Genomic DNA, 24,778 nt, shown 5'->3' on the forward strand with positions numbered 1-24,778 from the left:
TAATGTCGTTTTTAGGTAAACTTTCACTCGACGCAATTCCGTTTCATGAGCCAATTATAATGGTTACCATGACGGTGATAGCGATTGCCGGGCTTATTATTGCCGGGCTTATTACTAAATATAAAAAGTGGGGCGTGCTTTGGCACGACTGGATCACCTCTGTTGATCATAAACGCTTAGGCGTAATGTACATCTTTTTAGCATTAATAATGCTGTTTCGTGGTTTTTCTGATGCCATTATGATGCGTGCGCAGTTAGCACTTGCTACCAGCGGTGCACCTGGTTATTTGCCTCCTGAGCATTACGACCAAATATTTACAGCGCACGGCGTTATCATGATCATATTTATGGCTATGCCATTTATGATTGGCCTAATGAACATTGTATTGCCACTACAAATTGGCGCACGCGATGTCGCTTTTCCATTTTTAAATAACCTAAGTTTTTGGTTTACTGCCAGCGGAGCCATTTTAATTAACTTGTCGCTTGTATTTGGTGAGTTTGCAAAAACAGGTTGGGTGGCGTATCCGCCGCTTTCGGAGCTGACCTTTAGCCCTGGGGTGGGGGTCGATTATTATATATGGGCCTTGCAAATATCCGGGCTCGGTACGCTTTTAACTGCAGTAAACTTTTTAGCGACTGTGTTTAAAATGCGTGCCCCAGGTATGACCCTAATGAAAATGCCAATTTTTACATGGGCATGTACATGGGCAAATATTTTAATTGCAGCATCTTTCCCTATTTTAACTGCTGTGCTGGGCATGCTAACGCTTGACCGTTACCTTGATTTTCACTTTTTTACCAATGCAGCGGGCGGCAACGCCATGATGTACATCAACCTGTTTTGGGCGTGGGGTCACCCTGAGGTTTATATTTTAGTACTGCCTGCTTTTGGTATTTTTTCTGAAATTATCTCAACCTTTGCCGGTAAACGTTTATTTGGTTACAAATCGATGGTGTATGCCAGCGGTGCAATCTCTATTTTAGGTTTTATTGTTTGGCTACACCACTTTTTCACCATGGGGTCGAGCGCCAACGTTAATGCGTTCTTTGGGGTAATGACCATGGTTATTGCCGTCCCAACTGGCGTTAAGCTATTCAACTGGTTGTTTACCATTTACCGCGGCCGTTTACGTATTAGCGTTCCTGTACTTTGGACATTAGGCTTTATGGTTACCTTTACAGTAGGCGGTATGACCGGCGTACTACTGGCTATTCCGGGTGCCGATTACGTGTTGCATAACAGTTTATTCTTAATTGCGCATTTCCATAACACAATCATTGGTGGCGCTGTATTTGGCTACCTTGCAGGTTTTGTATTTTGGTTCCCTAAAGCAATGGGCTTTAAGCTTAGCGAAAAATGGGGTAAAGCGTCTTTCTGGTGTTGGATAGTTGGTTTCTTCGTGGCGTTTATGCCGTTGTATGTACTTGGTTTTTTAGGTATGACACGTCGCTTAAACCACACTAATAACCCAGATTGGAACATGTGGTTATACATTGCAGCAGGCGGTGCTGTCATTATTATGTTTGGTATTATTTTCCAAGTCGTGCAGCTCTTTGTTAGCTTTAGAGACCGCGAAGCACTTGACGATACAACCGGCGACCCGTGGAACGGTCATACACTAGAGTGGGCAACTAGCTCACCTCCACAAGTGTATAACTTTGCCACTATTCCTCACGTTGATGACATTGATGCCTGGACCGAAGCGAAAGAAAAAGGCCAAGCGTATCAAACAAAAGCAAGCTACAGCCCAATTCATATGCCTAAAAACACAGCATCTGGGGTGTTAATTGCAGCAAGCTTAACTGTATTTAGCTTTGCCATGATCTGGCATATCTGGTGGTTAGCTGCCGTTGGTTTTGTTGGCGCAATTGCCTTATTTATCAAGCGTTGTTACACCAGCGATGTTGATTACTATATACAACCTGATGAAATTGCACGTATTGAAGCTGCGTATAATTCTAGTGGAAATAAGGAGCTAAGCGCGTGAGTACACTATCTGCGAATGTAGAAACTGCCCATTTAGACTCAGTTTCGCACGATGATCATGCACATGAGCATCACGATACCTCTGGCGATACAATCTTTGGCTTTTGGTTATACCTAATGACCGATTGTCTATTATTTGCCTCGTTTTTTGCCACTTACGCCGTGCTGTTTATGAACACAGCCGGTGGTGTATCAGGTAAAGACATTTTTGAACTCGACTTCGTTGCAGTAGAAACCGCTGCGCTACTCATTAGTAGTATTACTTTTGGCTTTGCCATGATTGCCGCACAAGGGCAAAAAAAGGCACTAACACTCACCTGGTTGTTTATTACCTTTTGTTTAGGTGCTGTGTTTATAGGCATGGAAATTTACGAATTTCATCACCTAATTGTGCATGGTAATGGCCCACAACAAAGTGCCTTTTTAACCTCATTCTTCTCGTTAGTAGGCTTACATGGTTTGCACGTAACTGCGGGTCTAATTTGGATGAGTATTATGATGATAGAAGTGGCTAAACGCGGCTTAGGTAAACAAACAGTGACACGCATAAGCTGCCTAAGCCTATTTTGGCACTTCTTAGACATTGTTTGGATTTGTGTATTTACCGTTGTTTATTTAATGGGAGCAATGTAATGAGCCACAGCGAAGCGCACGCGTTAAAGCAAATGCAAAACGAGCACCATGATGAGTCTCATGGCAGTGTTAAAACGTACTTAATAGGCTTTGTGCTATCAATAATTTTAACCGCCATACCGTTTTACATGGTAATGGAAGGCGACTTTTCAAAAGTAACTACGCTTTGGAGCATTGTTACTTTAGCTATTGTACAAATTTGGGTGCACTTAAAATACTTTTTACACCTTAATTTTACGACAGAAGATGGCCGTGCAAGTACCTTCTCATTTTTATTCAGCGCCCTAATTATCGTCATGGTTGTTGGGTTATCGGTTTGGATAATTTACGAATCTAACGCAATGATGATGTACTAGGAGTTGAAGATGTTTCGTCGTTATTTATCAGTGACTAAGCCAGGCATTATTATGGGCAACCTTATCAGCGTTGCAGGCGGTTTTTTACTTGCCTCGCGCGGGGATATAGACCCATGGCTAATGGTTGTTACGCTTATTGGCTTGTCACTTGTGGTTGCATCGGGCTGTGCTATCAACAATGTAATTGATAGAGACATAGATGTAGCCATGGCACGTACTCGTACGCGGGTTACAGTAACAGGCGAAATGTCGGCCTTTGCTGCACTGAGTCACGGGGTTTTATTGGGGGTTGTAGGTTTTGGTTTACTCATTGCTTACACCACACAAGCCGCGGTATTTTTTGCAGCGTTTGGCTATGTCATTTATGTTGGGGTTTATAGCCTTTACATGAAGCGCAATTCTGTTTATGGCACGTTTGTAGGTAGCCTTTCTGGCGCAGTGCCTCCTGTTGTAGGTTACTGCGCTGTAACCGGGCAGTTCGATATAGGTGCATTAATACTATTAGTAATGTTTAGTCTGTGGCAAATGCCGCATTCATATGCCATTGCTATTTTTCGCTTTAAAGATTACCAAGCCGCAGGTATTCCCGTATTACCCGTAGCGCAAGGTATTGATAAAGCGAAGCGCCATATTGTACTTTATATTGCTGTGTACGCTTTAGTCGTCATGCTATTACCAATAAGTGGCTACACTGGCGCCGCCTTTATGGCTGTGGCGTGTATTACCAGTTTTTGGTGGTTACTTATGGCACTGCGTGGCTATCGCCGTAATATTAATTTAACGAGCTGGGCACGCCAAGTGTTTGCTTTTTCTATTATAAATATTACAGCACTCAGTATAGCTATGGCCGTTGACTACCACAGCGCAGCGCCACAACTGCTTACACTGATATAATTTTTTAAAACTTTATATTTCCAAAGTTAATCCAAAGGCTCGAAAGGGCCTTTTTTCATGTTTGAAACTATTTTTTTAAACTTTCTGCTTCGTAAAACAAAGGTTTTAGGGTGCCGCAGTTTATAAATTTATACGTTAACTCATTCTGGCTAGGAAGGAGGGTTGAGGTTCTAAACTTTTGCATACAGGCATTTACCAAATCTACAAAAATTAGGTGGCTGAAACTAGGTGCTTGGCTAATTTTATGTATGTAAATTCGCTCTGTGCTACCTAGGTCTATCATGTCGTATTCTTGCCACTGGCTAGCTTTAGCTAAATCTTTTAATTGGCGAGCATATAGCTGCTTACTCATTTCTATTGTTCTGTTTGTGTAAATTAGGCTGCCTGCTTTTTTGTAATTGCCTTTGTACACATCTGCGGTAATGGTTATTTCTTCACCGCGCATTAAGCGTTGAATATTAAATGGTTTGGGCTTTAGTGTTATAAGCTCAGCGTTGCGCACAACATCTAAAAAAGCCACATCGGGGTTTTTAATCCTATACACCACTTGTACATCGTGCGGTAATTTATAGCTGGGTAAGTTAAACGCATAAATTCCTGAACCTTTATTCACCAGTGCTATTGCATGCTCAGCCTTGTATTTGGGGTTGAGCGGGGGCAATTCAGCTGCCTCTTCCTCAGCAAAAGCGTATCCGCTTATAGTAATGATCAACAAAGTAAGAAGTAAACGCATAATAATCTCAATTAATTTATGAGCTTAAAGTGTAATATATAGCTTTAATAACTCTAAATTTACTAGGTTTATTTTAAATACACATAGTAAAAAGGCTCGTAAGAGCCTTATTGCGTTTAAATATGGTAGGTTTTTACTTAATCGCTTTTTTAACTTCACGCCAGTCAATAATTTTAAAATTTTGTGGTTGAAGTGGCATACGGTTGTAGCCGTCTTGCACTATAAGCATGCCTTCAGGATAGCCTGGTAAAGCTTTTGCTGTAACGGTTAAGCCGTCCGTTTCACCTGCGCCGTCAATGCCTTTATCTAGATTAGCAATCACATTAAATTTACCTGCAAAGCTTAGGCTAGGCTGTGTATTATCTGATATTTTATAAAGTACATAGCTATTATCGCCTTGGCTTGATACTACTAAATAACGAGCATCATCAGCATGATAGATTTCCATGCCTTCAACATCAGCAACAAGTTGCTCATTTATACCTTGTAGCATGACCGCTTTGTTGCCAGAAGTTGGCTCTGCACCGATATACCAAATGCCTGCATCTTCTTCACCTGCAAATAATTGGCCGCGCTTATCATCAGCACTACAGCCTTCAGGCTGGCTTGGCAGGGTAAACTCTCTAACCAGTTCACCGCTTAAGTTACCTTGCTCACCGGTGAGTTTATATTGCTGGAACAAACCTGATTTATCATTAACAAATACGTATTGACCAGATTCCGACGAATACATACACATACCGTAAATCTCAGTCAGGTTAGTCGCTACTTCTGTTACATGGTTTACTTTGTTCTGGCTATCGACAGTAAACACGCTAATACTGTTAAGCGTGCGGTTGCTGGCTGTGATCCAAGTCTGGGTTTCGTTGTTTATAGCCTGATGCTGGCGTACATCAACATTATTTAAACGCCCAACATTAAGCGATTGTACTTTGTTGCCAGCAAGATCATAAACCATCAAGCCGCGGCGTTTATCTGTGCCTAAAATTAAGCTGCTTTTAGCGTCGTGTTCGTTTATCCAAATTGCTGGGTCATCTGCTGCATCACCAAATGCTGCAACTGGCTTTGTTTGTGCGCTGGCATAAATGTGAGTCATAGCGACTTTGTTTTGTGAAGTAACTGTTTGCGCAGTGTAGTTAACATTTGCTTGAATGTAGGCACCTGTTTCATCATCAATTAAAACTAGCTGCGCTTGATTGTTATTGAGCAAACTCGCTGCAACAGATTCAATAGTGTGATCGCCAGAAAGTGACCACTGACTTAGTTTTTCAGTATTTTCGTGGTAAGCATAGATCATATTGCCATCAGTGGCAGTAAGCCATAAAGTACCATCTTGTGATACTGATAATGCCCCGATTTCACTGTTTAATTCACCGTAAGGCTCAACTAATGCCACTGGCTGTTTATTGGCATCGGATTCAGCATCAGCATTGATAGCCCAAACGCCGAGTTCAGCTTCGCCCACATACAAGGTTTTTGTTTCGTCATTAACTGCGCAACCGGAGGCTTCAGTAACGGCTGAAAATTCACGAACAGCGATGTTTTTTGCTTGCTTGCTCGCTAAGTCAAAAACAATGGTTTCACTGATCAAACCTCGAACATCCGGCACAAACGCTGATACAGTTGCATTATTATCGTTTTTAAATAAACACACAGCATCTGGTTGTGCTTGTGGTGGACTGATACGTGTAAGCTCAGTTAGCTGCCAAGTTTGACCATTTTTTTCAAGCTCAAAGATGACTACATTGTCTTGGCTTTTATCAATGCTTGCGAGTAAAAATTGCTGCGCTGATAGTTGTCTTAGTGAAATTGACTCAAAGTTATCGGCGAGCAGTACACTGCTTTTCTCATTGTCGGCAATTAATAAACCTTGGCTTTCACTGGCAATAAGCCATTGATTAATACCAAGTGCAGCGGCTTGTGAGCCTTGCATGTTTTGTTGTGGGCCGAATAATTTAGTTTTAATACCTGTTTTTTTAATATATGGCTTTGCAATCGCTTTATTATTTTGCGTATCGTCATTACTTGTACAACCGCTTATTGCAGTTATTAGAAGTGCACTGCCAAGCACCGCTGAAATTGTATTTAGTTTAAAGTTCATTATTTTATCCTTTACTTATCTATGTGCTTTTCAGTGCTAAAAAGTACTTCACCAAGGTGATTAATCGCACTTACACTGAGTGTTTCGCCATTGATAGAGATACTTAAAAAACCAGGTGTTGCTTCTGCGTAGCGGGTAAATTCACGTTGTTTTACAAACCGTGCTTCACTGCCTCCACCTGAGACAAAGTGAGCCACTTTGCTACTTTTTGGTTGGTTGTATTGCAAGTCGTGCTCGTGCCCAGCGATATAAGCTTGCACGTTATGACGCTCCAAAATAGGTTCTAAAATGTCGCGAAGCCCTTGGTTACGGCCAAAGCGTTTACCACTTGAGTAAAGTGGGTGATGGCCTACCACAATTTTCCACTTTGCTTTACTGCCTGCAAGTTGGGTTTCAAGCCAAGTAAGCTGGGTTTTATAGCCTTGCCCTTGGGTAGAACGGTATTTATCACGACCTTTGTATTGCGGCTGAATCGGGTTGGTATCTAAAAAAACCATTAACACTTGCTCGTTGTTTTCAAGCGCAAATGTTTTACTGTAGTACCTTGCAGGTAACTGCCAACGCTGGCTTTTTTCTGTGTAGTCAATTTGTGCTTGAGCATTACCCAAGTAATCGTGATTACCTAACACAACATACCAGTCTTCAAAAGTATGCGGGCCATGATATATGTTCTCAAAGGCTGATTGCCAAAGCGGATCGTTAACGCTTGCCACACCATTTGGGTAAAAGTTATCGCCAGTCGAGACGATAAAATCAGCATCGGTTTGGTACATGGCAATTTCTAATTGGTGTGCGACTTCTTTTTGATAAAAGTGGCCGTTATGTCCCCAGTCGCCAATTACCATAAAGTTAAGGCTATCAGGTAGCGTATTTAACTTAGCTATTTTTTGCTGTTGATAAAGCTCATCTTTATAAATAACAGGCTCGACTGCACTGAGCGCTGATGAGCTCAGTAGGGCGGCCATTATGAAAGACAATTTAAACATGTTCTAACTCCAAAAAAGCACGTAATGGCTTGCCAATACGTACTTAAAATGACAATACCCGTGATTAAAATGCGTAGCGCAACATTAGTTGAACCACAGGACCTGCTTCTTCAGACTCAAGCTCATATTCATCAAAGTCACGGCTGTTTTGATCATCAAGTGAGTCAAATTTGTTAAAAACTTCATCTTTACTGGCATCAAGTAGGTTTGAACCCACTAGGCGAAGGGTTACGTCATCCCAGCGCTTTTCAACGAAAAGCTCTAAATCAGCACCGTAAGAGGTGGTAACTTCTTCACCTACAAAGCGTCCGTATGCATCACCTTGGTTACGGTAAGTTGCACCAAATGATGCACGCAGTATTGGTAAATCTTGGATAAAGCCAATGTTATAAACATAATCTGATTGGTCATTAAACTTACGTTTACCAAAGCTGTCTTCAACTTCACTGTCAAGCCAAGAGTAGTTTAAGAAAATACCAGTATTTGGCATGTTGATTGCGCTCAGTGGCGTTGATAAATCAAACTCAATACCTTGTACTGTGCCATCGCCAGTATTTTGTGGTTGCAGTACAAATGTACCTTCGCCTTCTGAGCCTTCAACACCTGTGCTGGCAATTTCAATTAAATCGCTAACGTCACGGTAAAATACGTTTACACCGACAACGCCACTTTTACCTAAACGGTATTCGTAACCTAAATCGATACCCCAAGAAGATTCTGGCTTAAGGTTTGGGTTACCTAAAAAGTCATTATCAGCGAGCTCTTCTTCAAGTAGGGCGGGTGTCATGTAGTCAAAGTCAGGGCGACGTAAGCTACGTGCAATAGAGGCGCTTACTCGACCGTTATCACTTACACTGTAACGAAAGTGAGCCGACGGTAAGAAAAAGTCATAGTCATTTTTTGCAGTAACGCCTTCATTGGTATCGGTAATGTTTGAGTCAGTTGACTCCCAGCGCACACCCATCTCCCATGAGAACACATCGGCTTCGTGTTTGATTAATGCAAATAAGTCAAAACGGTCTTCTTCAAGCGTATTAACGCCTCCGTCTACTGCTTCAAATTCATTGTTAAATTGCGCTAACGACATTGGCGTCTGGCTAAATTGATCCCAGCCAGTAAGTGTTTGCTCACTTTCATCTTCAGATTCAAAAATTGCTGTGTCGCGCTCTTTTCCTTGAACAAAAGCACCAAACTGAACTTCTTTTGAGTCACCTAGCAGTAAGCTATGTTGCCATTGTAATGACCATTCTTTATCGTCAATCTCAACAGTTTCTTCTGCTTCCTCAAAAACCATTGGGAGCTCAGATGTATCAAGTTCAACTTCTTGCTCGTAAACTGACTCTTCAAAGCTGGCATAGCCTACTTTAAACTTGCTGGTACCGCCGAGTAGTGATAATTCATAGCCAGAATTTATGTTGTAGTTGGTTTGATCAATGTAGGAAACGTTTGCGTTATCCGAGAGTAAATTACCGCCTTCAACAATAGAGCCTGAGGTTGCAGATGCATCATCATATTCAAAAGAGCGCTCGTCTTCGGTACGGTCTGTATCAACCCACATGGCGCTAATATCAAACTTGCCACCGTTATCAAATACCTTTTCAAAGCTGGCATTTAATGATGTGTCATCGCCATCACGAGTATCAGATTGATCTTCACGGTTATCAAAATCATCAGTTGCATAATTAGGGTTATTTTCAGGGCTATCACCATAACGTATGCTTGATTTTTGTTTTGGGTTATAACGACCTTGAAAATTAGCCCCTAGTAGTAAACGTCCACCTGCAAACTCAGTACCGTAAACGCCCGCAAAGCTTTCTTTTAGTTCACCATCATCATAGCGTAAGCCTCCTGCGCGAATGTAACCGCCATCTAAGCTGTAGCCATCGCGAAGTACAATGTTAAGGGTGCCCGCAATTGCATCGGCAGAGCGGTTGGCACTTGATGAACGAATTATTTCTACACGCTCGATTAATTCTGCTGGAATACGGTCAACAAAAAATGAGCGATCAGCGCCAGCGCCTGGAACTTCTTCGCCATTGATCAGTACTTTTGTGTAAGCAGGGCTCAAACCGCGCATACGTGCGCCGTCAGATTCAAGCACATCTGATAAAAACGTCACACTCGGTACACGCTTTAGTGCATCACCTGCGGTGAGTGGTTCAAAACGCTGAAAGTACTCTTGTGAATACTCAAGTGTTGGCGCAAGTTCTTGTGAGCGGTTGCGATAGCCTATTTCGCCATAAACTACTAACTCTTCAGATACTTTTACATCAGTTGTGTGTTCTTCTTGTGCTGCATGTACTGCTAAATTGCAAAGTGATAGCGCTGTTACCAGTGCTTTAAGTTTAAAGTGTGCCATGTAATTTGCTCCTGTTGCTGCTTGGTTTGAAAGCAAACTAATTAAATTAAATGACGCAAATGTGACAACACCCTATTTAGATCAGCAGGTTATTAAGGTTTTAAACGTTTTACCTAGGCGTGTGAGCTAATCGCACTCCCAAGCAATATAGCGTTAATGGGCCATGTGCAGCTTATAAGTAAGTGCATATCATTTAGCTGTCACATCATTGAGCTAATATGACCCTGCTACAAAAAATGCACTTCGGGTAGCATAAATAGATACGCAATTTAAATAAGACAAACTATGCGATTTAATCCCTTTATTAGCCATCGGCTTTTAACAAACAGTATTATAGCTATGGCGTTATTAGCCATATTTTTATGTGCCTATTTAGGGGAACTCAAAGAGCTGCAACACATACAATGGCTCGATATTATTGGTGAGGGCGGCATAGTGATTATGACCCTAACTTGGATTGTTGCCTTACTTATTTCGCGCCCGCCGGGCAAAGTTACTCGTTATTTGGTGCTTGGGCTTGGTTTATTTATGTTCTCGGCCACGCTCGATTTGCTCGATGAATGGTTAATGCAACCTGCGCAGCAGTGGCTAAGCTGGATAGAGTCACTGCCAGCCCCCGTTGGGATGCTGCTAACCAGTTTAGGTTTATACCATTGGCACCAAGAACAATATGTTTTAAATAAACAGCTAAGGCGCCGTGAAGCTCATTTACGTGAGCACGACAAAGTATGCCCCGTTACCGGCGTTTATACAGCCGAATACTTACAAAGCGTTTTAAACACGCAGCTTAAGGCGCCGCAGCCAGTTTTATTAGCCGCTATTGATATACGCGACTTCGCTAGTTTTAATAATGAGTTTGGTTTTAGCGAAGGGGATCGACTGCTACGCGAAATAAGCGAGCTTATACTAATGAACTGTCGGTTAAGCGATGTGGTATGTCGTTATGCGGGAGACTGTTTTATGGTACTAATGCCAGCCACATCAAAGCAGCAAGGCCAAGAGCTTCTTAGGCAAATAACAGCCGCATTAAAACATTGTGCTTTTAAAGTAGAAGGCTCTGGGCTTGCTAAGTTTCAGTGCGTGACTACCCACATCATACAAGCGCAAAAAAGTGATACAGCTCACATGCTAATGCAACAATTGCGCAGCGGCCTACAACTACAAAAACAACAAAGAGCCACCAGCAGTGAACAGTTATGTTAGCTTAAGTGACAAGTATTTAACTGCACAGGGGCTTATAACTGCCGTTGTAGAGCTTGCGCAAAGTAGGGGGGTTGCCCTACATAAGTTGTTACGCGGCACCGGGATTTTTGAGCAAGATTTACTCAGCGTTGAGCATTGCTTTAGTTTAGAGCAGCAAGTTAAATTACTAAGTCAATTTAAACGCCTAATGAACACCCCCGACAGCGGTTTTTTACTAGGGAGTCAATTAGTTAACGATTCAAGTAGCGCAGCACAAAGTGTATTGTACAGCGCTAAACTAGGAGCGGCACTGTTACAAATACAGCGAGCGCATTTACAGCTTTGCCCTTTGTTTTTTAGTCAGCACTATGTAAGTAATCAGCAATTTTATATGTTTTTAAATGCTGCTACAGGGCTTGATGACGATCTACATAACTACATTTTAGAAATTTACAGTGCTGCGTTTTATAGTTTATTAAAGCGTTTAAGCCCGCACTATCCGCAATGTGAGTTCGACTTTAGCTTTAAGCGACCGCGTCATATTCATCAGTACGAGCAACATTTAGGTTTAAAGCTGCGTTTTGAGCAGCCAACAACTCGTTGGGTAATTAGCAAAACATTACTTCGCCAAGCTAACCCGTACGCCAGCGAATTACGCTTTATGCAAGCACGCGCTCAATTGGCTGTAAAATCACACGAAAAATACACCTTTATAGAGGCTGTTTGGCGCTATTTACACACTTATAACGAGGCAAGTTTAGAGCAAACCGCCCAGTATTTTGCCATGAGCCCAGCCACGTTTAAACGAAAACTAAAATGCCATAATATGCGCTTTTCGAGCTTAGTTGATGAGCAAAATAAACATAAAGCCATTTATTTACTTACCTTGCGCGCTAAGTGCAATGAGCATGTTGCTGAGCGTTTGGCATTTTACGATATTCCTAACTTTAGGCGGGCATTTAAACGTTGGACAGGGCTAACCCCAAGCCAGTTAAAAGTATAAAGCGCACAGGTTAATACTTCTTTTAAAAACCCGCAGCCTGCTCAATTACTATTGCATGGCGCTGCGCTAAACGCGTATGGTCTCTGTCGTAGCCGCCACCAATAACACTGGCAATAGCGGTGTTATGTTCAAGGCAGCGCTTAAACACTAAATGGTCACGCTGTTTAATGCCGTCCCAGCTTATATCTAGTTTGCCTAAGCCATCGTCTTGCCAAATATCTACACCGGCATCGTATAAGACTAAATCGGGGTTGAGTTCTTTTAGTAAAAACTGCAGCGTATCATCCACAACGCCTAAGTATTCTGCGTCTTGCATATTGTTAGCAAGGCCTATGTCTAAATCGCTGGGGGATTTTCTAAACGGGAAGTTTTTTTCGCAGTGTATAGAGCATGTATACGCATACGGTTGATGCGCAAGCATTGCAGCTGTGCCATCGCCTTGGTGTACGTCTAAATCAAAAATGAGCACGTTGGTCACTTCACCGCTTTGTATTAATGTTTGCGCGGTAAAGGCTAAGTCGTTCACCATACAAAAACCTGAGCCAAAATCAGTGTGTGCATGGTGCGTACCACCTGCTAAATGACAGGCTAAGCCATGCTTTAATGCTAAGCGTGCAGTTTGTAACGTGCCTTGTGGGGCGGTGAATGTGCGGTCCATTAGCGGTTGCGACCAAGGTAAGCCAATGCGGCGCATGGCTTTTTCGTCTAGACGGTTATGCCATAAATCGTGAATGTAGTTTTCGCAGTGTACCAGTTCAAGTGGTTCAGGGGAGCCCAAAATAGGCTCTACTAAATTATTACCTGCAATGCCTAAACCTTTAACCTGCTCATATAAATGAGCAAATTTACTCATTACAAATCGGTGCTTAGGGTCAAAGCTAAACGAATAATTACTGTGATAGACCAAAGGTAAGTGAGGGTTTAGGCGCATAACCGTATCAATAATAAAGTTTGCGCTATGGTAATAAACTTAGCTAAGGGAGTCTATTGCCGCTATTCAATCAATGAGGCAAGCTCGCGATGAAGTAATTGTTCATCGGCTAAATTAAGTTCAACTAACCGTTTTAAATAGGTAATGCTGTTTATATCTATATGGTGGCAATTAAGGCCGATGTGTTTATCTTCTATGTGGCAAATAAACACCTCCATTTTTATTTCTATATCGCTTTGTGGCAAGGTAAAGCGCAAGGTGGCTTCGCTATTTTTTGTGCCACTAAACGCCGCGCATTTAGTAATGAGTGCGCCATGTAAAGATACATCGAGTAATTTGCATGGGTAGCTCTCTCCTGCAAATTCTAATTGGGCCGCGGTTGAAAAAAGAATACGCGAGAACTGACGTCGATTTTCCATAAAACGAGTTGCCTTTATTGTAATATTTAAATCAAGCATAGCGGGAAATAGCCCATAGCGATAAAAAATGGCATAAAAAAACCCCGCATAAATGCAGGGTTTGTTATATCAGTTAACAATTAACCAATTTTTTTATACTTAATACGCTTAGGTTGTGCAGCTTCTGCGCCTAAGGTCTTTTTAAGCCACTCTTCGTATTCAGTGTAGTTACCATCAAAGAAGTTAATTTGGCCTTCGTCGCGGTAATCTAAAATGTGTGTTGCAATACGGTCGAGGAACCAACGGTCATGCGATATACACATTACACAGCCTGGGAACTCTAAAATAGCGTTCTCAAGGGCGCGAAGTGTTTCAACATCAAGGTCATTGGTTGGCTCATCCAGTAGTACTACGTTACCACCCGCTTTTAAAAGCTTAGCAAGGTGTAAACGGTTGCGCTCACCACCTGATAAGTCTTTTACAAACTTTTGCTGATCGTTACCTTTAAAGTTAAAGCGGCTAACGTATGCACGGCTTGGGAACTCAAAGTTACCAATTTTTAGTACGTCTTGTCCGTCAGATATTTCTTGGAATACAGTTTTGCTTTCGTCCATGTTGCCACGGAACTGATCAACCGTTGCAAGCTCTACAGTTTCACCTACGCTAATGCTGCCGCTATCTGGTTGCTCTTCGCCGCTTAGCATTTTAAATAGGGTTGATTTACCCGCGCCATTGGCACCAATAATGCCCACAATCGCGCCTTTTGGCATACTAAAGCTTAAATCGTCGATTAAAACGCGGTCGCCAAAACTCTTACGTAAGTTATTAACTTCAAGTACTTGGTCGCCTAAACGCGGGCCAGGTGGAATAAATAGCTCGTTAGTTTCGTTACGCTTTTGGTAATCAGACTGCTGTAGCTCACTAAACTGCGCCATACGCGCTTTAGACTTAGCTTGGCGACCTTTAGGGTTTGAACGTACCCACTCAAGTTCTTGAGCAATTGATTTTTGACGTGCTTTTTCAGATTTTTGCTCTTGTTGTAAGCGCGCATCTTTTTGCTCAAGCCAAGAAGAGTAGTTACCTTCCCACGGAATACCTTCACCACGGTCAAGCTCTAGTATCCAGCCAGCTACATTATCAAGGAAGTAACGGTCATGCGTTACCGCCACAACAGTGCCTTCGTAATCATGTAAGAAGCGCTCAAGCCAAGCAACCGACTCAGCATCTAAGTGGTTAGTAGGCTCATCGAGAATAAGCATATCTGGCTTTTCGAGTAATAAACGACAAATAGCAACACGGCGGCGCTCACCACCTGAAAGGTGCTCAATTTTAGCATCCCACTCAGGTAAACGAAGTGCATCAGCAGCGCGTTCTAAAACGTTATCGATGTTGTGACCATCGTGCGCTTGAATGATTGCTTCAAGCTCGCCTTGCTCTTTTGCTAGGGCGTCAAAGTCAGCGTCTTCCATTGCGTACTCGTTGTACACTTCGTCAAGGCGATTAAGGGCATGTTTTACTTCGCCAACAGCTTCTTCAACTATTTCGCGTACTGTTTTGCTTTCATCCAGTACTGGCTCTTGCGGTAAGTAACCAATTTTAGTACCAGGTTGAGGGCGAGCTTCACCTTCAAAGTCTTGATCAACACCGGCCATAATGCGAAGTAATGTAGATTTACCAGCACCATTTAAACCTAGCACACCAATTTTAGCGCCAGGGAAAAAGTGCAACGAAATATCTTTTAAAATTGTGCGCTTAGGTGGCACAACTTTAGATACTCGACTCATCGAGAATATAAACTTATCAGGTAAAACCATGGAGGAAAGCCTTCAAATAATAATAAAAATTTCAATGTTGTATTGTAGTGGCTCACGGGTGAAACAGTCAACGAATGGCGGGTTTTAAAGCGCTAATGGCTGCAGGTTGATAAAGTATAAAATCATGAATAAATTTCATTTAGACATCTATACATCTAGAGGTTGATATTTTTAGCATACTGTTCATAATGAGAGCGTATAAATTCTCGGTTTTTATGAGTAGGAGTAAAAAATATGCCAATTACAGTGAAAGACGAGCTACCGGCTATTGCCCGTTTACGTGAAGAAAACGTGTTTGTAATGCCAAAAAGTCGCGCAAAAACGCAAGAAATTCGTCCTATGCGTTTGGCTATTTTAAATTTAATGCCTAATAAAGTAGAAACCGAAGTGCAGTTTATTCGTTTGCTTGCCAATTCTCCTTTGCAAGTAAATGTAGAGTTATTGCGCCTAGATACGCACCGCAGCAGTAGCAACTCAGAAGAGCACCTAGATACCTTTTACCGTTATTTTTCAGAAGTGAAAGACAATAACTACGATGCGCTAATTGTTACCGGCGCGCCACTCGCACACCTTGAATACGACGATGTTGCGTACTGGGATGAGCTAAAAGTGATTATTGATTGGGCAGAGCAGCACGTTACCTCTACGCTGTTTTCGTGCTGGGCGGCGCATGCGGCGCTGTATCACCGTTACAATTTAAAACGCGATTTAAAAGAAGATAAACTTTGTGGTGTGTTTACTCACCAGTGTTACTTTGATCACGGGGCACTTACTCGTGGCTTTGACGACACCTTTTTAGTGCCGCACTCACGTTATGGCCACATAGATATAAATAAAATAAATGCCTGCGACGATATAGTCGTGCTGGCTGGCTCAGAAAAAGTAGGCGCTTACTTAATGAAAAATAAGTCGGGCAGCCAAGTGTTTATAACCGGCCACCCAGAATACGATGCCGACACACTAAAAGCAGAGTACGAGCGAGACTTACAAAAAAGCCCTGATGCGCCAAAACCCGAAAACTATTTTCCAGATAACGACGCAAGCAAAAAGCCGTCAAAAACGTGGCAAAGCCATGCCTTTTTGCTGTTTTCGAACTGGTTAAATTACTACGTGTACCAAACGACCCCTTATGATATTAATTTAGTTAGCCAAGATGTGAGGACTAACAACTATGCCGAATAACGTGCAAAACAATAATAAACACAGCGAATTAAGCGCTGCATTAAAAGAGCGTATTTTAATTTTAGATGGCGCCATGGGCACCATGATCCAAACTCACAAGCTTGAAGAAGAAGACTACCGAGGCGAGCGCTTTAAAGACTGGCACGTACTAATTAAAGGCAATAACGATTTATTAAGCCTTACAAAACCTGAGTTAATTGCCGATATACACCGCAGCTTTTTAGCCGCCGGTGCAGACATTATTGAAACCAATACCTTTAACTCAACCACCATTTCGATGGAAGATTACGACATGGCAAGCATAAGCCGTGAAGTAAACCTAGAGTCGGCAAAACTCGCACGCGCAATATGTGACGAGTTCACCGCTAAAAACCCAGAAAAACCACGCTACGTAGCCGGTGTGTTAGGGCCAACCTCTAAAACCTGCTCAATTTCGCCAGATGTAAACGACCCAGGCTATCGTAATATTACCTTTGATAAGCTGGTTACTGCGTATGTTGAGTCTACCCTTGCATTAATGGAAGGCGGCGCCGATTTAATACTTATCGAAACCATTTTCGACACGCTAAATGCAAAAGCGGCCTCATTCGCAGTAGAAGAAGCGTTTGAGCAAGCAGGGCGCACATTACCTGTAATGATCTCAGGCACAATTACCGATGCCTCTGGGCGTACGCTTTCGGGGCAAACCACCGAAGCATTTTATAACTCTATTCGCCATATTAAGCCGCTTTCTATAGGCCTTAACTGCGCTCTAGGGCCAGATTTACTTCGCCAATACGTAGAGGAACTTTCGCGCGTATGCGAAACATTTACCTCAGTACACCCAAATGCAGGTTTACCGAATGAGTTTGGTGAGTACGACCTAGAAGCAGAGGACATGGCGAAAGAGATTATAGACTGGGGCAAATCGGGCTTCATAAATATTGTTGGTGGTTGCTGCGGCACCACGCCTGCGCATATTCGTGCGTTTGCCAATGGGCTTGAAGGCGTTAAACCTCGCGCGTTGCCAGAGCTTGATGTTCGCATGCGTTTATCAGGCCTTGAAGCCTGTAACTTAAACTAGGAGCCAACATGACCCAGCAAATTGCAGTATTTACCAATGTTGGCGAGCGTACCAACGTAACCGGCTCTGCCATGTTTAAACGCTTAATCATGGAAGAAGATTACGAGACCGCCCTGAATGTTGCCCGCGAGCAAGTAGAAAACGGCGCCCAAGTTATTGATATAAACATGGACGAAGCCATGTTGGACTCAAAAGCGGCAATGGTTAAGTTTTTAAACTTAATTGCCTCAGAGCCTGATATTTCTAAAGTGCCCATTATGGTTGACTCCTCTAAATGGGAAGTAATAGAAGCAGGCCTTAAATGTATTCAAGGCAAGGCTATTGTTAATTCAATATCGCTTAAAGAAGGGGAGGAGCCGTTTAAACGCCAAGCTAAAATTATTAAACGTTTCGGCGCTGCCGCTGTTGTAATGGCGTTTGATACCGACGGCCAAGCCGACACCGCAGACCGCAAATACGAAATCTGTGAGCGCAGCTACAAAATATTAGTCGAAGAGATTGGTTTTCCGCCGGAAGATATAATATTCGACCCCAATATATTTGCCGTAGCCACCGGTATAGAAGAGCACGACAACTACGCCGTAGAATTTATTGAAGGCACACGCCGCATTAAGCAAAACTTACCGCACTGTAAAGTGTCGGGCGGGGTGTCTAATGTCTCGTTTTCGTTTAGAGGTAATAACCCCGTACGCGAAGCCATTCACTCAGTGTTTTTATACCATGCGATAAAAGCGGGTATGGATATGGGTATTGTAAACGCAGGGCAACTTGCGGTTTACGACGACATCCCCGAGGAACTTCGTAAAGCCGTAGAAGATGTAATCCTTAACACCGACCCCGGTGCAGGTGAGCGCCTTGTAGAAATAGCCCCTAAGTTTTCGGGTATGGCACAAGCCGAACGCGTAGAAGATTTAGAATGGCGCACATGGCCTGTTGAAAAACGCCTAGAGCACGCCCTTGTTAAAGGCATTACCACATTTATAGATGAAGATACCGAAGAATGCCGCGCAGCTGCCGATAAACCTATTCACGTAATTGAAGGGCCATTAATGGATGGCATGAACGTGGTAGGGGATTTATTTGGCGCAGGTAAAATGTTTTTACCGCAAGTTGTTAAATCGGCCCGTGTAATGAAACGCGCAGTGGCCTACCTAGACCCATACATAGAAGCTGAAAAAGAAGAAGGTGCCACTAACGGTAAAGTGGTTATGGCCACCGTAAAAGGCGACGTGCACGACATAGGTAAAAACATTGTAGGCGTAGTACTGCAATGTAATAACTACGAAGTAATCGACTTAGGCGTAATGGTACCTGCCGAAAAAATACTGCAAACCGCGATTGACGAAAAAGCCGACATAATCGGCCTTTCGGGTTTAATTACCCCATCGCTTGATGAAATGGTACACGTAGCCAAAGAAATGACCCGCCGAGGTTTTGAATTACCACTTATGATTGGCGGCGCTACGACCTCTAAAGCGCATACTGCCGTTAAAATTGAGCCGCAGTACGACAAAGGCGTAGTGTATGTAAATAACGCCAGCCGTGCGGTGGGCGTGGTATCAAGCTTATTATCTAAAGAGCTAAAACCGGCCTTTTTAGAAAAAACTAAAGCCGAGTACGAAAAAGTACGCGAGCAACAAGCGCGCAAAAAGCCACGTTCAAAACCAGTTACCATACAGCGTGCCCGCGATAACGCAGCCAAGCTTGATTGGGATAACTACACGCCACCGGTGCCTAAAAAGCTGGGCGTGACCGAATTTAAAAATGTATCAATTGCGACTTTACGTAAATACATAGATTGGACCCCGTACTTTATGACGTGGTCAATCGCTGGTAAATACCCGCGCATAATGGATGACGAAGTCGTTGGTGAGCAAGCACGTAGCTTATTTAAAGACGCTAACGACATGCTCGACGACCTTGAAAAGTCAGGTGCTTTGCAACCTTTAGGTGTAATTGGTTTATTCCCTGCAAACCGCGTGGGTGATGACATAGAAATTTACACCGACGAAACCCGCAAAGAGCTGTTAACTACCTCATGCCATTTACGCCAGCAAACCGAAAAAACCGACTTTGCTAACTATTGTTTAGCCGACTACATTGCGCCAAAAGGCACACCAGATTACTTTGGCGCGTTTGCAGTAACGGGCGGTTTAGAAGAAGACGACCTAGCCGACGCGTTCGACGCACAGCAAGACGACTACAATAAAATAATGGTAAAAGCGGTTGCCGACAGGCTTGCCGAGGCGTTTGCAGAATACTTGCACGAACAAGTGCGCAAAGAGTATTGGGGTTACGCAGCCGATGAAAACTTAAGTAACGATGAGCTAATTCGCGAAAACTACCAAGGTATTCGCCCAGCGCCAGGTTACCCAGCGTGCCCAGAGCACACCGAGAAAAAGAAAATTTGGCAGTTGCTCGATACCGAAAAACGCATTGGCATGCAGCTCACCAGCTCATACGCCATGTGGCCAGGGGCTGCGGTTTCGGGCTGGTATTTCTCACACCCAGAGGCAAAATATTACGCCGTAGCCGCTGTGCAAAAGGATCAGGTAGAAGATTACGCCAAGCGAACTAATATGACGCTCGAAGAGGCTGAAAGGTGGCTATCGCCTAATTTGGGGTATGAGCCAGAGTAAAAGAGCAGCGGTCAGTTTTTAGCTGTCAGCTATCAGTAAAAGAAAAACGAGCCTAATTTGGCTCGTTTTTTATTAGCTTATTAATTAATAGTATAAAATTGTAAGGTTCGATTAATGTCAGTTATTTACCATTGCTTTTTAATAGTTTGATAACTCTAATTACCCTTTCAAGAGTGATAGTAAGTAGTAAAAATAATTCTGTAAACTCACGCATAATACTTCTCCTCAGTTATTGTTGAGTTAATAGTATGTTCAGAAATTCAATTGGTCAAATTTTATAAGTTGTTGTTTCTGTTGTATTTAATTTTTCATCTGGTAGGCGTTTTTATTATACTGGGTTCTTTGGGTATTATGCTGGGAATTACTGGAGGAAAAGATTATTTTTTTTAAAAAAACTGAAATAAACTACTTTTAAATTGTTTTTTGCTTGAGTAGTTATTTTTAGAATGTTTTAAAGCGGCTTTTCACTAATATTAACTCTCATAAAGTTGTACAGGTACTTTAAACTTAAGGACTATTAATGAAGTATCTAAATTACATATTGCTTTGCCTATCCCTATTTTTCACATCGAACACATTTGCGCTTGAGCAAAAGTATCACGAGAGTGTTTTACCTGTTATTGCTGCTTTTAAAACGCAGGATAAAACTGCGATTGCTGCGCATATTCGCTACCCTCTAAAAAGGCAATATCCATTGCCTGACATTAAAAATGAAGCTGAGTTTGTTAACCGCTTTGATGAAGTGTTTGACGATGAGCTAGTTGCCGTTATTGGCAGCTCTAATATTAATACCGATTGGGATAAAGTTGGTTGGCGTGGCATTATGCTAAATAACGGCGTGGTATGGGTTAATACTGACGGTAAAATTATCGGTATAAATAGCCACACAGCTAAAGAGCAGGCATTTGCTAAACGCTTAATTGAACAAGACAAGCAATCACTTCATTCAAGTATTAATACATTTGAAGAGCCAGTGCTTGATTGGAAAACGGCTAGCTACCATATTCGCGTTGATGATTTAGGTGATAGAAATTACCGTTATGCAGTGTGGAGTAGTGATAAAAGGCCAAAGGACAAGCCTGAACTGGTTTTATTAAACGGTGATATTACCTTTGAGGGTAGCGGCGGGAATCATCATTATACGTTTAAAAACGGACGCTATAGTTACATATTACACGTTACTATTATTGGCTGCGATACATCGCCACCTGGTTGGCTTGAAGTATATAAAAATGATGAGCAGTTATTAAAAGAATCAGTTATAAGTGCTAAGTAGAATCAGTAAACCCTTCTTATCTCTATCCAATAAATCTGCCACTTAATAACAGCTATAAGTTGGCGGTTCGTCGATAAAAATTTCAATAAACCAATCCTAAGTGGTAGGCTAAAAAAGTAGCAAGTATTCAAACCGTTCTCGCGCAACAAGGCATTCCTTTAAAGCGCTTTGCCAAGGAGTTAAATATGATCACGCTTACCGTTAATGGTAATAAACATGAGTTTACAGGCGATCCGTCAACGCCGGTGCTTTGGTATCTTCGAGATGAATTAAATTTAACCGGGCCTAAATTTGGCTGTGGTATGGCGCAGTGTGGTGCGTGCACCATACACATTGATGGCGTAGCGCAGCGCTCGTGCATATTACCGGTATCGGCTGTGGCAGGGCGTGCTATTACCTCTATTGAAGGGTTAAGCGAGCAAGGCGACCACCCCGTACAAAAAGCCTGGGTTGAGCATAAAGTGCCGCAGTGCGGGTTTTGTCAGTGCGGGCAAATAATGCAAGCGGCAAGCTTATTAGCCGCTAACCCCAACCCCACTGATGATGAAATAGTGAGTAATATGTCGGGCAATATTTGCCGTTGTGGCACGTATCCGCGTATTCATAAAGCGATTAAGTCGGCGGCTAAAACCATTGCGGGCGTTGAGTATTTTGACCCAAATGAACAAGGGGAAGAGGTATGAAAAACGACAATACATACTTTGACCTAAACCGCCGCCAATTTTTAAAAACCAGCGCAATAGGCGCATTAGTATTAGGCACTTATTTTGTAGGCAGTGCACCAAAAGCGTTTGCAGGCGTGTTAGAACAACCGTCTGAGCAAGCAAAACGTGCCAACTTATTTATAGCGCTACGCCCCGATGGCATGGTTGAAATAACCTGTCACCGCTCTGAAATGGGCCAACAAATTCGTACCGCCATTGCCCAAATTGTGGCAGACGAAATGGAAGCCGCGTGGGATAAAGTGGTTGTTATTCAAGGTAAGGGCGACCCTAAATATGGGGATCAAAATACCGATGGCTCGCGCAGTATTCGCTACAACATGCAACGCCTACGCGAAATGGGGGCAAGCGTACGTTATATGATGCAGCACGCAGCTGCTAAATATTGGAACGTTGAGCCGCAAACCTGTACAGCTAATCAGCACGTGGTTACCCACAGCTCGGGTAAAACGGTTGCCTATAAAGACTTAATCGACCTCGCACTTGGTATTACCCCGCCAGAGCCTGACAAGTTAACACTTAAAACACGTAAAGAATGGCGTTATATAAATACCGGTATGGCGCACATAGATTTAACCGATTTAGTAAACGGTAAAGCCACATTTGCTGCTGATGTTCGCGAGCCAAAAGCGCTGGTGGCTATGATTGAGCGCCCGCCGGTAGTAGGTGGTGTGGTTAAATCGTTTGATGCCAGCGCCGCTAAAGCAATTAATGGCGTAGTTGATGTTATTGAAATGCCTGTACCAAAAGGTGCGCCGCAATTTCAGCCAAAAGGCGGCATTGCTATTGTTGCTAAAAATACCTGGGCAGCATGGCAGGCGCGTAAAGCACTAAAAGTGGTGTGGGATGATGGTAAAAACGGCGATTATAATTCAGAGAGCTTTAAAAAGTCGTTATTACAAACCGTTAATGAGCCGCAAGCTCATGTGCGCGAAAAAGGCGATGCAGCAAGCGTATTGGCTAAATCGAGCAATAAACTTGTAGCCGATTACTACGCGCCGCACCTAGCTCAAGCACCAATGGAACCACCTTGTGCTACAGCGATGTATCATAAAGACCGCGTTGATATATGGGCTGCAACGCAAAACCCGCAAGCTGATATGAAAACCGTAGCTGCGTTACTTGGTATGGAAGAGAGCCAAATTAACGTGCATGTCACCATGTTAGGTGGCGGGTTTGGGCGTAAATCAAAACCTGATTTTTCAGCAGAGGCCGCCTACATTTCAATGAAAGTAGGGCAACCTATTCGCGTACAATGGACGCGAGAGGATGATATTCAGCACAGTTTTTATCATGCGGTATCGGCTCAACATATTGAAGCGTCACTCAATGAAAAAGGTAATATCGAGGCTTACTTACATCGTACGGCGTTTTCGCCAATTATGTCAACGTTTAAAGAAGGGGCAACGTCGCCTGCAGGTTTTGAGCTGCGCTTAGGCTTTACCGATAACCCTATAAACTCACCTAACTTAAAGCTAGAAAACGGCGAAGCACCCGCTAAAACAAGAGTGGGCTGGATGCGCTCGGTATCAAATATTTTTCATGCTTTTGCTATTCAGTCATTTATTGCTGAAGCGGCGCACAAAGCAGGGCGCGACCAAAAAGACTATTTACTTGAAACCATAGGCCCTGATCGCATTTTAGATGTAACCGAGCAAAATGCCTCGTACGATAACTATGGCGCCGATAAAGACGTTTATCCATTAGATATTGGTAAATTACGCCATGTTATTGAAAAAGTGGCTGAGATAAGTAAATGGGGCCGAAAGCTGCCAAAAGGTCGCGGGTTAGGCATTGCTGCGCACCGCAGCTTTTTAACGTATGTGGCTACTGTGGTTGAGGTAGAGGTATCGGATGCTGGTGATTTAAACGTGATTAAATCGTGGGTCGCTATTGATGCGGGTACGGTTGTAAACACCGATACCGTTAAAAATCAAACGCAAGGTGGCTCTATTTACGGTATTACAACCGCAATTAGCGACGGTATTACTTTTGATAAAGGCCGAGTACAGCAAAGTAACTTTCATGATTATCGCGTACCGCGTATGAGCGACTCACCACTAGACGTAGAAGTAGAAATAATACAAAGCGATGCACCACCAGCAGGTGTAGGCGAGCCCGCAACACCGGTTTACGCCCCTGCATTGTGTAACGCTATTTTTGCCGCTTGTGGTAAACGCATTAGGCAACTGCCTATAGGTAATCAATTAAAAGCGTAAATAACGTACTTTTATTTAAGCCGTTAAACAAAAAAACCGCCAAATGGCGGTTTTTTTAGAAGTTAGCGATTAGTGAGTTTTTTCAAACTCATCTACTTCACGCTCTGCTTCTTCTTTAGATTTACCGTACTGTTGCTGGATTTTACCCACTAGCTCTGTACGGCTACCTTCAATTTTGTCTAAATCGTCGTCAGTAAGATCGCCCCATTTTTGTTGCGCCTTACCTTTAAGTTCGTTCCAATTACCTTTCATACGATCGCTGTTCATAAGTATCTCCTTACTTAGTTTTAAATAACG

Annotated in this window: 20 protein-coding genes; 12 read left to right on the forward strand and 8 right to left on the reverse strand. The window is 42.8% G+C overall.

The window, feature by feature from the left end:
* The first annotated feature begins 2 nt into the window (after positions 1 to 2).
* From cyoB to cyoE, 4 genes are read left to right on the forward strand one after another with little or no spacing between them, the layout of a single operon-like run.
* The gene (gene cyoB, locus EJ103_RS04365; RefSeq protein WP_004587446.1) at positions 3 to 1,991 is read left to right on the forward strand and encodes a cytochrome o ubiquinol oxidase subunit I; all 1,989 of its coding nucleotides are present in this window, start codon (positions 3 to 5) and stop codon (positions 1,989 to 1,991) included.
* Complete coding sequence (gene cyoC, locus EJ103_RS04370; RefSeq protein WP_126006226.1) at positions 1,988 to 2,623, forward strand: cytochrome o ubiquinol oxidase subunit III; 636 nt, start codon at positions 1,988 to 1,990, stop codon at positions 2,621 to 2,623. Before cyoB ends, cyoC begins: the two co-directional genes overlap by 4 nt.
* Positions 2,623 to 2,979, forward strand: coding sequence for a cytochrome o ubiquinol oxidase subunit IV (gene cyoD / locus EJ103_RS04375; protein ID WP_004587444.1), 357 nt, complete (start codon positions 2,623 to 2,625; stop codon positions 2,977 to 2,979). Before cyoC ends, cyoD begins: the two co-directional genes overlap by 1 nt.
* A 9-nt stretch (positions 2,980 to 2,988) precedes the next feature.
* Positions 2,989 to 3,873, forward strand: a complete 885-nt coding sequence (gene cyoE, locus EJ103_RS04380) for a heme o synthase (protein WP_055016849.1) — start codon at positions 2,989 to 2,991, stop codon at positions 3,871 to 3,873.
* A gap of 67 nt (positions 3,874 to 3,940) precedes the next feature.
* Here the strand turns inward: cyoE and EJ103_RS04385 are convergent, their stop codons facing one another.
* The 4 genes from EJ103_RS04385 to EJ103_RS04400 form a co-directional block, all read right to left on the reverse strand.
* Positions 3,941 to 4,606: a hypothetical protein gene (locus EJ103_RS04385; RefSeq protein ID WP_126006228.1), complete on the reverse strand. Its 666-nt coding sequence runs from the start codon at positions 4,604 to 4,606 to the stop codon at positions 3,941 to 3,943.
* Positions 4,607 to 4,739: 133 nt separating this feature from the next.
* Positions 4,740 to 6,707: a phytase gene (locus EJ103_RS04390; protein ID WP_126006229.1), complete on the reverse strand. Its 1,968-nt coding sequence runs from the start codon at positions 6,705 to 6,707 to the stop codon at positions 4,740 to 4,742.
* An 11-nt stretch (positions 6,708 to 6,718) separates the two neighbouring features.
* Entirely contained in the window at positions 6,719 to 7,693 is a 975-nt protein-coding gene (locus EJ103_RS04395; protein ID WP_126006231.1) for a metallophosphoesterase, read from the reverse strand.
* A gap of 64 nt (positions 7,694 to 7,757) precedes the next feature.
* Positions 7,758 to 10,052 (reverse strand): TonB-dependent receptor, encoded by a 2,295-nt coding sequence (locus tag EJ103_RS04400; RefSeq protein ID WP_126006233.1) that lies wholly within the window; start codon positions 10,050 to 10,052, stop codon positions 7,758 to 7,760.
* A 339-nt stretch (positions 10,053 to 10,391) separates the two neighbouring features.
* Here EJ103_RS04400 and EJ103_RS04405 point away from each other — a divergent pair, with 339 nt between their 5' ends.
* Together EJ103_RS04405 and EJ103_RS04410 are read left to right on the forward strand one after the other, a co-directional pair.
* Positions 10,392 to 11,255, forward strand: a complete 864-nt coding sequence (locus tag EJ103_RS04405) for a GGDEF domain-containing protein (RefSeq protein ID WP_241232295.1) — start codon at positions 10,392 to 10,394, stop codon at positions 11,253 to 11,255.
* Positions 11,239 to 12,237, forward strand: a complete 999-nt coding sequence (locus EJ103_RS04410; protein WP_126006237.1) for an AraC family transcriptional regulator — start codon at positions 11,239 to 11,241, stop codon at positions 12,235 to 12,237. The genes EJ103_RS04405 and EJ103_RS04410 overlap by 17 nt, the downstream gene beginning before the upstream one ends.
* 22 nt (positions 12,238 to 12,259) lie before the next feature.
* On the opposite strand, the gene EJ103_RS04415 is transcribed toward EJ103_RS04410, so the two are convergent.
* The 3 genes from EJ103_RS04415 to ettA form a co-directional block, all read right to left on the reverse strand.
* Positions 12,260 to 13,168 (reverse strand): histone deacetylase, encoded by a 909-nt coding sequence (locus EJ103_RS04415; RefSeq protein ID WP_054983213.1) that lies wholly within the window; start codon positions 13,166 to 13,168, stop codon positions 12,260 to 12,262.
* 62 nt (positions 13,169 to 13,230) lie between these two features.
* Positions 13,231 to 13,587, reverse strand: a complete 357-nt coding sequence (locus EJ103_RS04420; RefSeq protein ID WP_029773844.1) for a PilZ domain-containing protein — start codon at positions 13,585 to 13,587, stop codon at positions 13,231 to 13,233.
* Between the two features lie 119 nt (positions 13,588 to 13,706).
* Positions 13,707 to 15,380 carry an energy-dependent translational throttle protein EttA gene (ettA, locus tag EJ103_RS04425; protein WP_029773845.1) on the reverse strand — a complete coding sequence of 558 codons (1,674 nt, stop codon included), beginning with the start codon at positions 15,378 to 15,380 and terminating at the stop codon, positions 13,707 to 13,709.
* A 234-nt stretch (positions 15,381 to 15,614) separates the two neighbouring features.
* Between ettA and metA the strand changes: the two genes are divergently transcribed.
* From metA to EJ103_RS04455, 6 genes are all read left to right on the forward strand, one after another.
* Positions 15,615 to 16,562 carry a homoserine O-succinyltransferase gene (gene metA / locus EJ103_RS04430; RefSeq protein WP_004587433.1) on the forward strand — a complete coding sequence of 316 codons (948 nt, stop codon included), beginning with the start codon at positions 15,615 to 15,617 and terminating at the stop codon, positions 16,560 to 16,562.
* Positions 16,552 to 17,625, forward strand: a complete 1,074-nt coding sequence (locus tag EJ103_RS04435; RefSeq protein WP_126006239.1) for a homocysteine S-methyltransferase family protein — start codon at positions 16,552 to 16,554, stop codon at positions 17,623 to 17,625. The genes metA and EJ103_RS04435 overlap by 11 nt, the downstream gene beginning before the upstream one ends.
* An 8-nt stretch (positions 17,626 to 17,633) precedes the next feature.
* Positions 17,634 to 20,264, forward strand: coding sequence for a methionine synthase (metH, locus tag EJ103_RS04440; RefSeq protein WP_126006241.1), 2,631 nt, complete (start codon positions 17,634 to 17,636; stop codon positions 20,262 to 20,264).
* 520 nt (positions 20,265 to 20,784) lie between these two features.
* Positions 20,785 to 21,540: a hypothetical protein gene (locus EJ103_RS04445; protein WP_126006243.1), complete on the forward strand. Its 756-nt coding sequence runs from the start codon at positions 20,785 to 20,787 to the stop codon at positions 21,538 to 21,540.
* Between the two features lie 185 nt (positions 21,541 to 21,725).
* Complete coding sequence (locus EJ103_RS04450; RefSeq protein WP_024034278.1) at positions 21,726 to 22,223, forward strand: (2Fe-2S)-binding protein; 498 nt, start codon at positions 21,726 to 21,728, stop codon at positions 22,221 to 22,223.
* Positions 22,220 to 24,481: a molybdopterin cofactor-binding domain-containing protein gene (locus EJ103_RS04455; protein ID WP_126006245.1), complete on the forward strand. Its 2,262-nt coding sequence runs from the start codon at positions 22,220 to 22,222 to the stop codon at positions 24,479 to 24,481. The genes EJ103_RS04450 and EJ103_RS04455 overlap by 4 nt, the downstream gene beginning before the upstream one ends.
* Positions 24,482 to 24,550: 69 nt before the next feature.
* On the opposite strand, the gene EJ103_RS04460 is transcribed toward EJ103_RS04455, so the two are convergent.
* Positions 24,551 to 24,748: a CsbD family protein gene (locus tag EJ103_RS04460; RefSeq protein WP_002958133.1), complete on the reverse strand. Its 198-nt coding sequence runs from the start codon at positions 24,746 to 24,748 to the stop codon at positions 24,551 to 24,553.
* Between the last annotated feature and the right edge of the window lie 30 nt (positions 24,749 to 24,778).

This window comes from Pseudoalteromonas sp. Xi13 (assembly GCF_003952205.1).
In the GTDB taxonomy this organism is placed as follows: Bacteria; Pseudomonadota; Gammaproteobacteria; order Enterobacterales; family Alteromonadaceae; genus Pseudoalteromonas; species Pseudoalteromonas atlantica.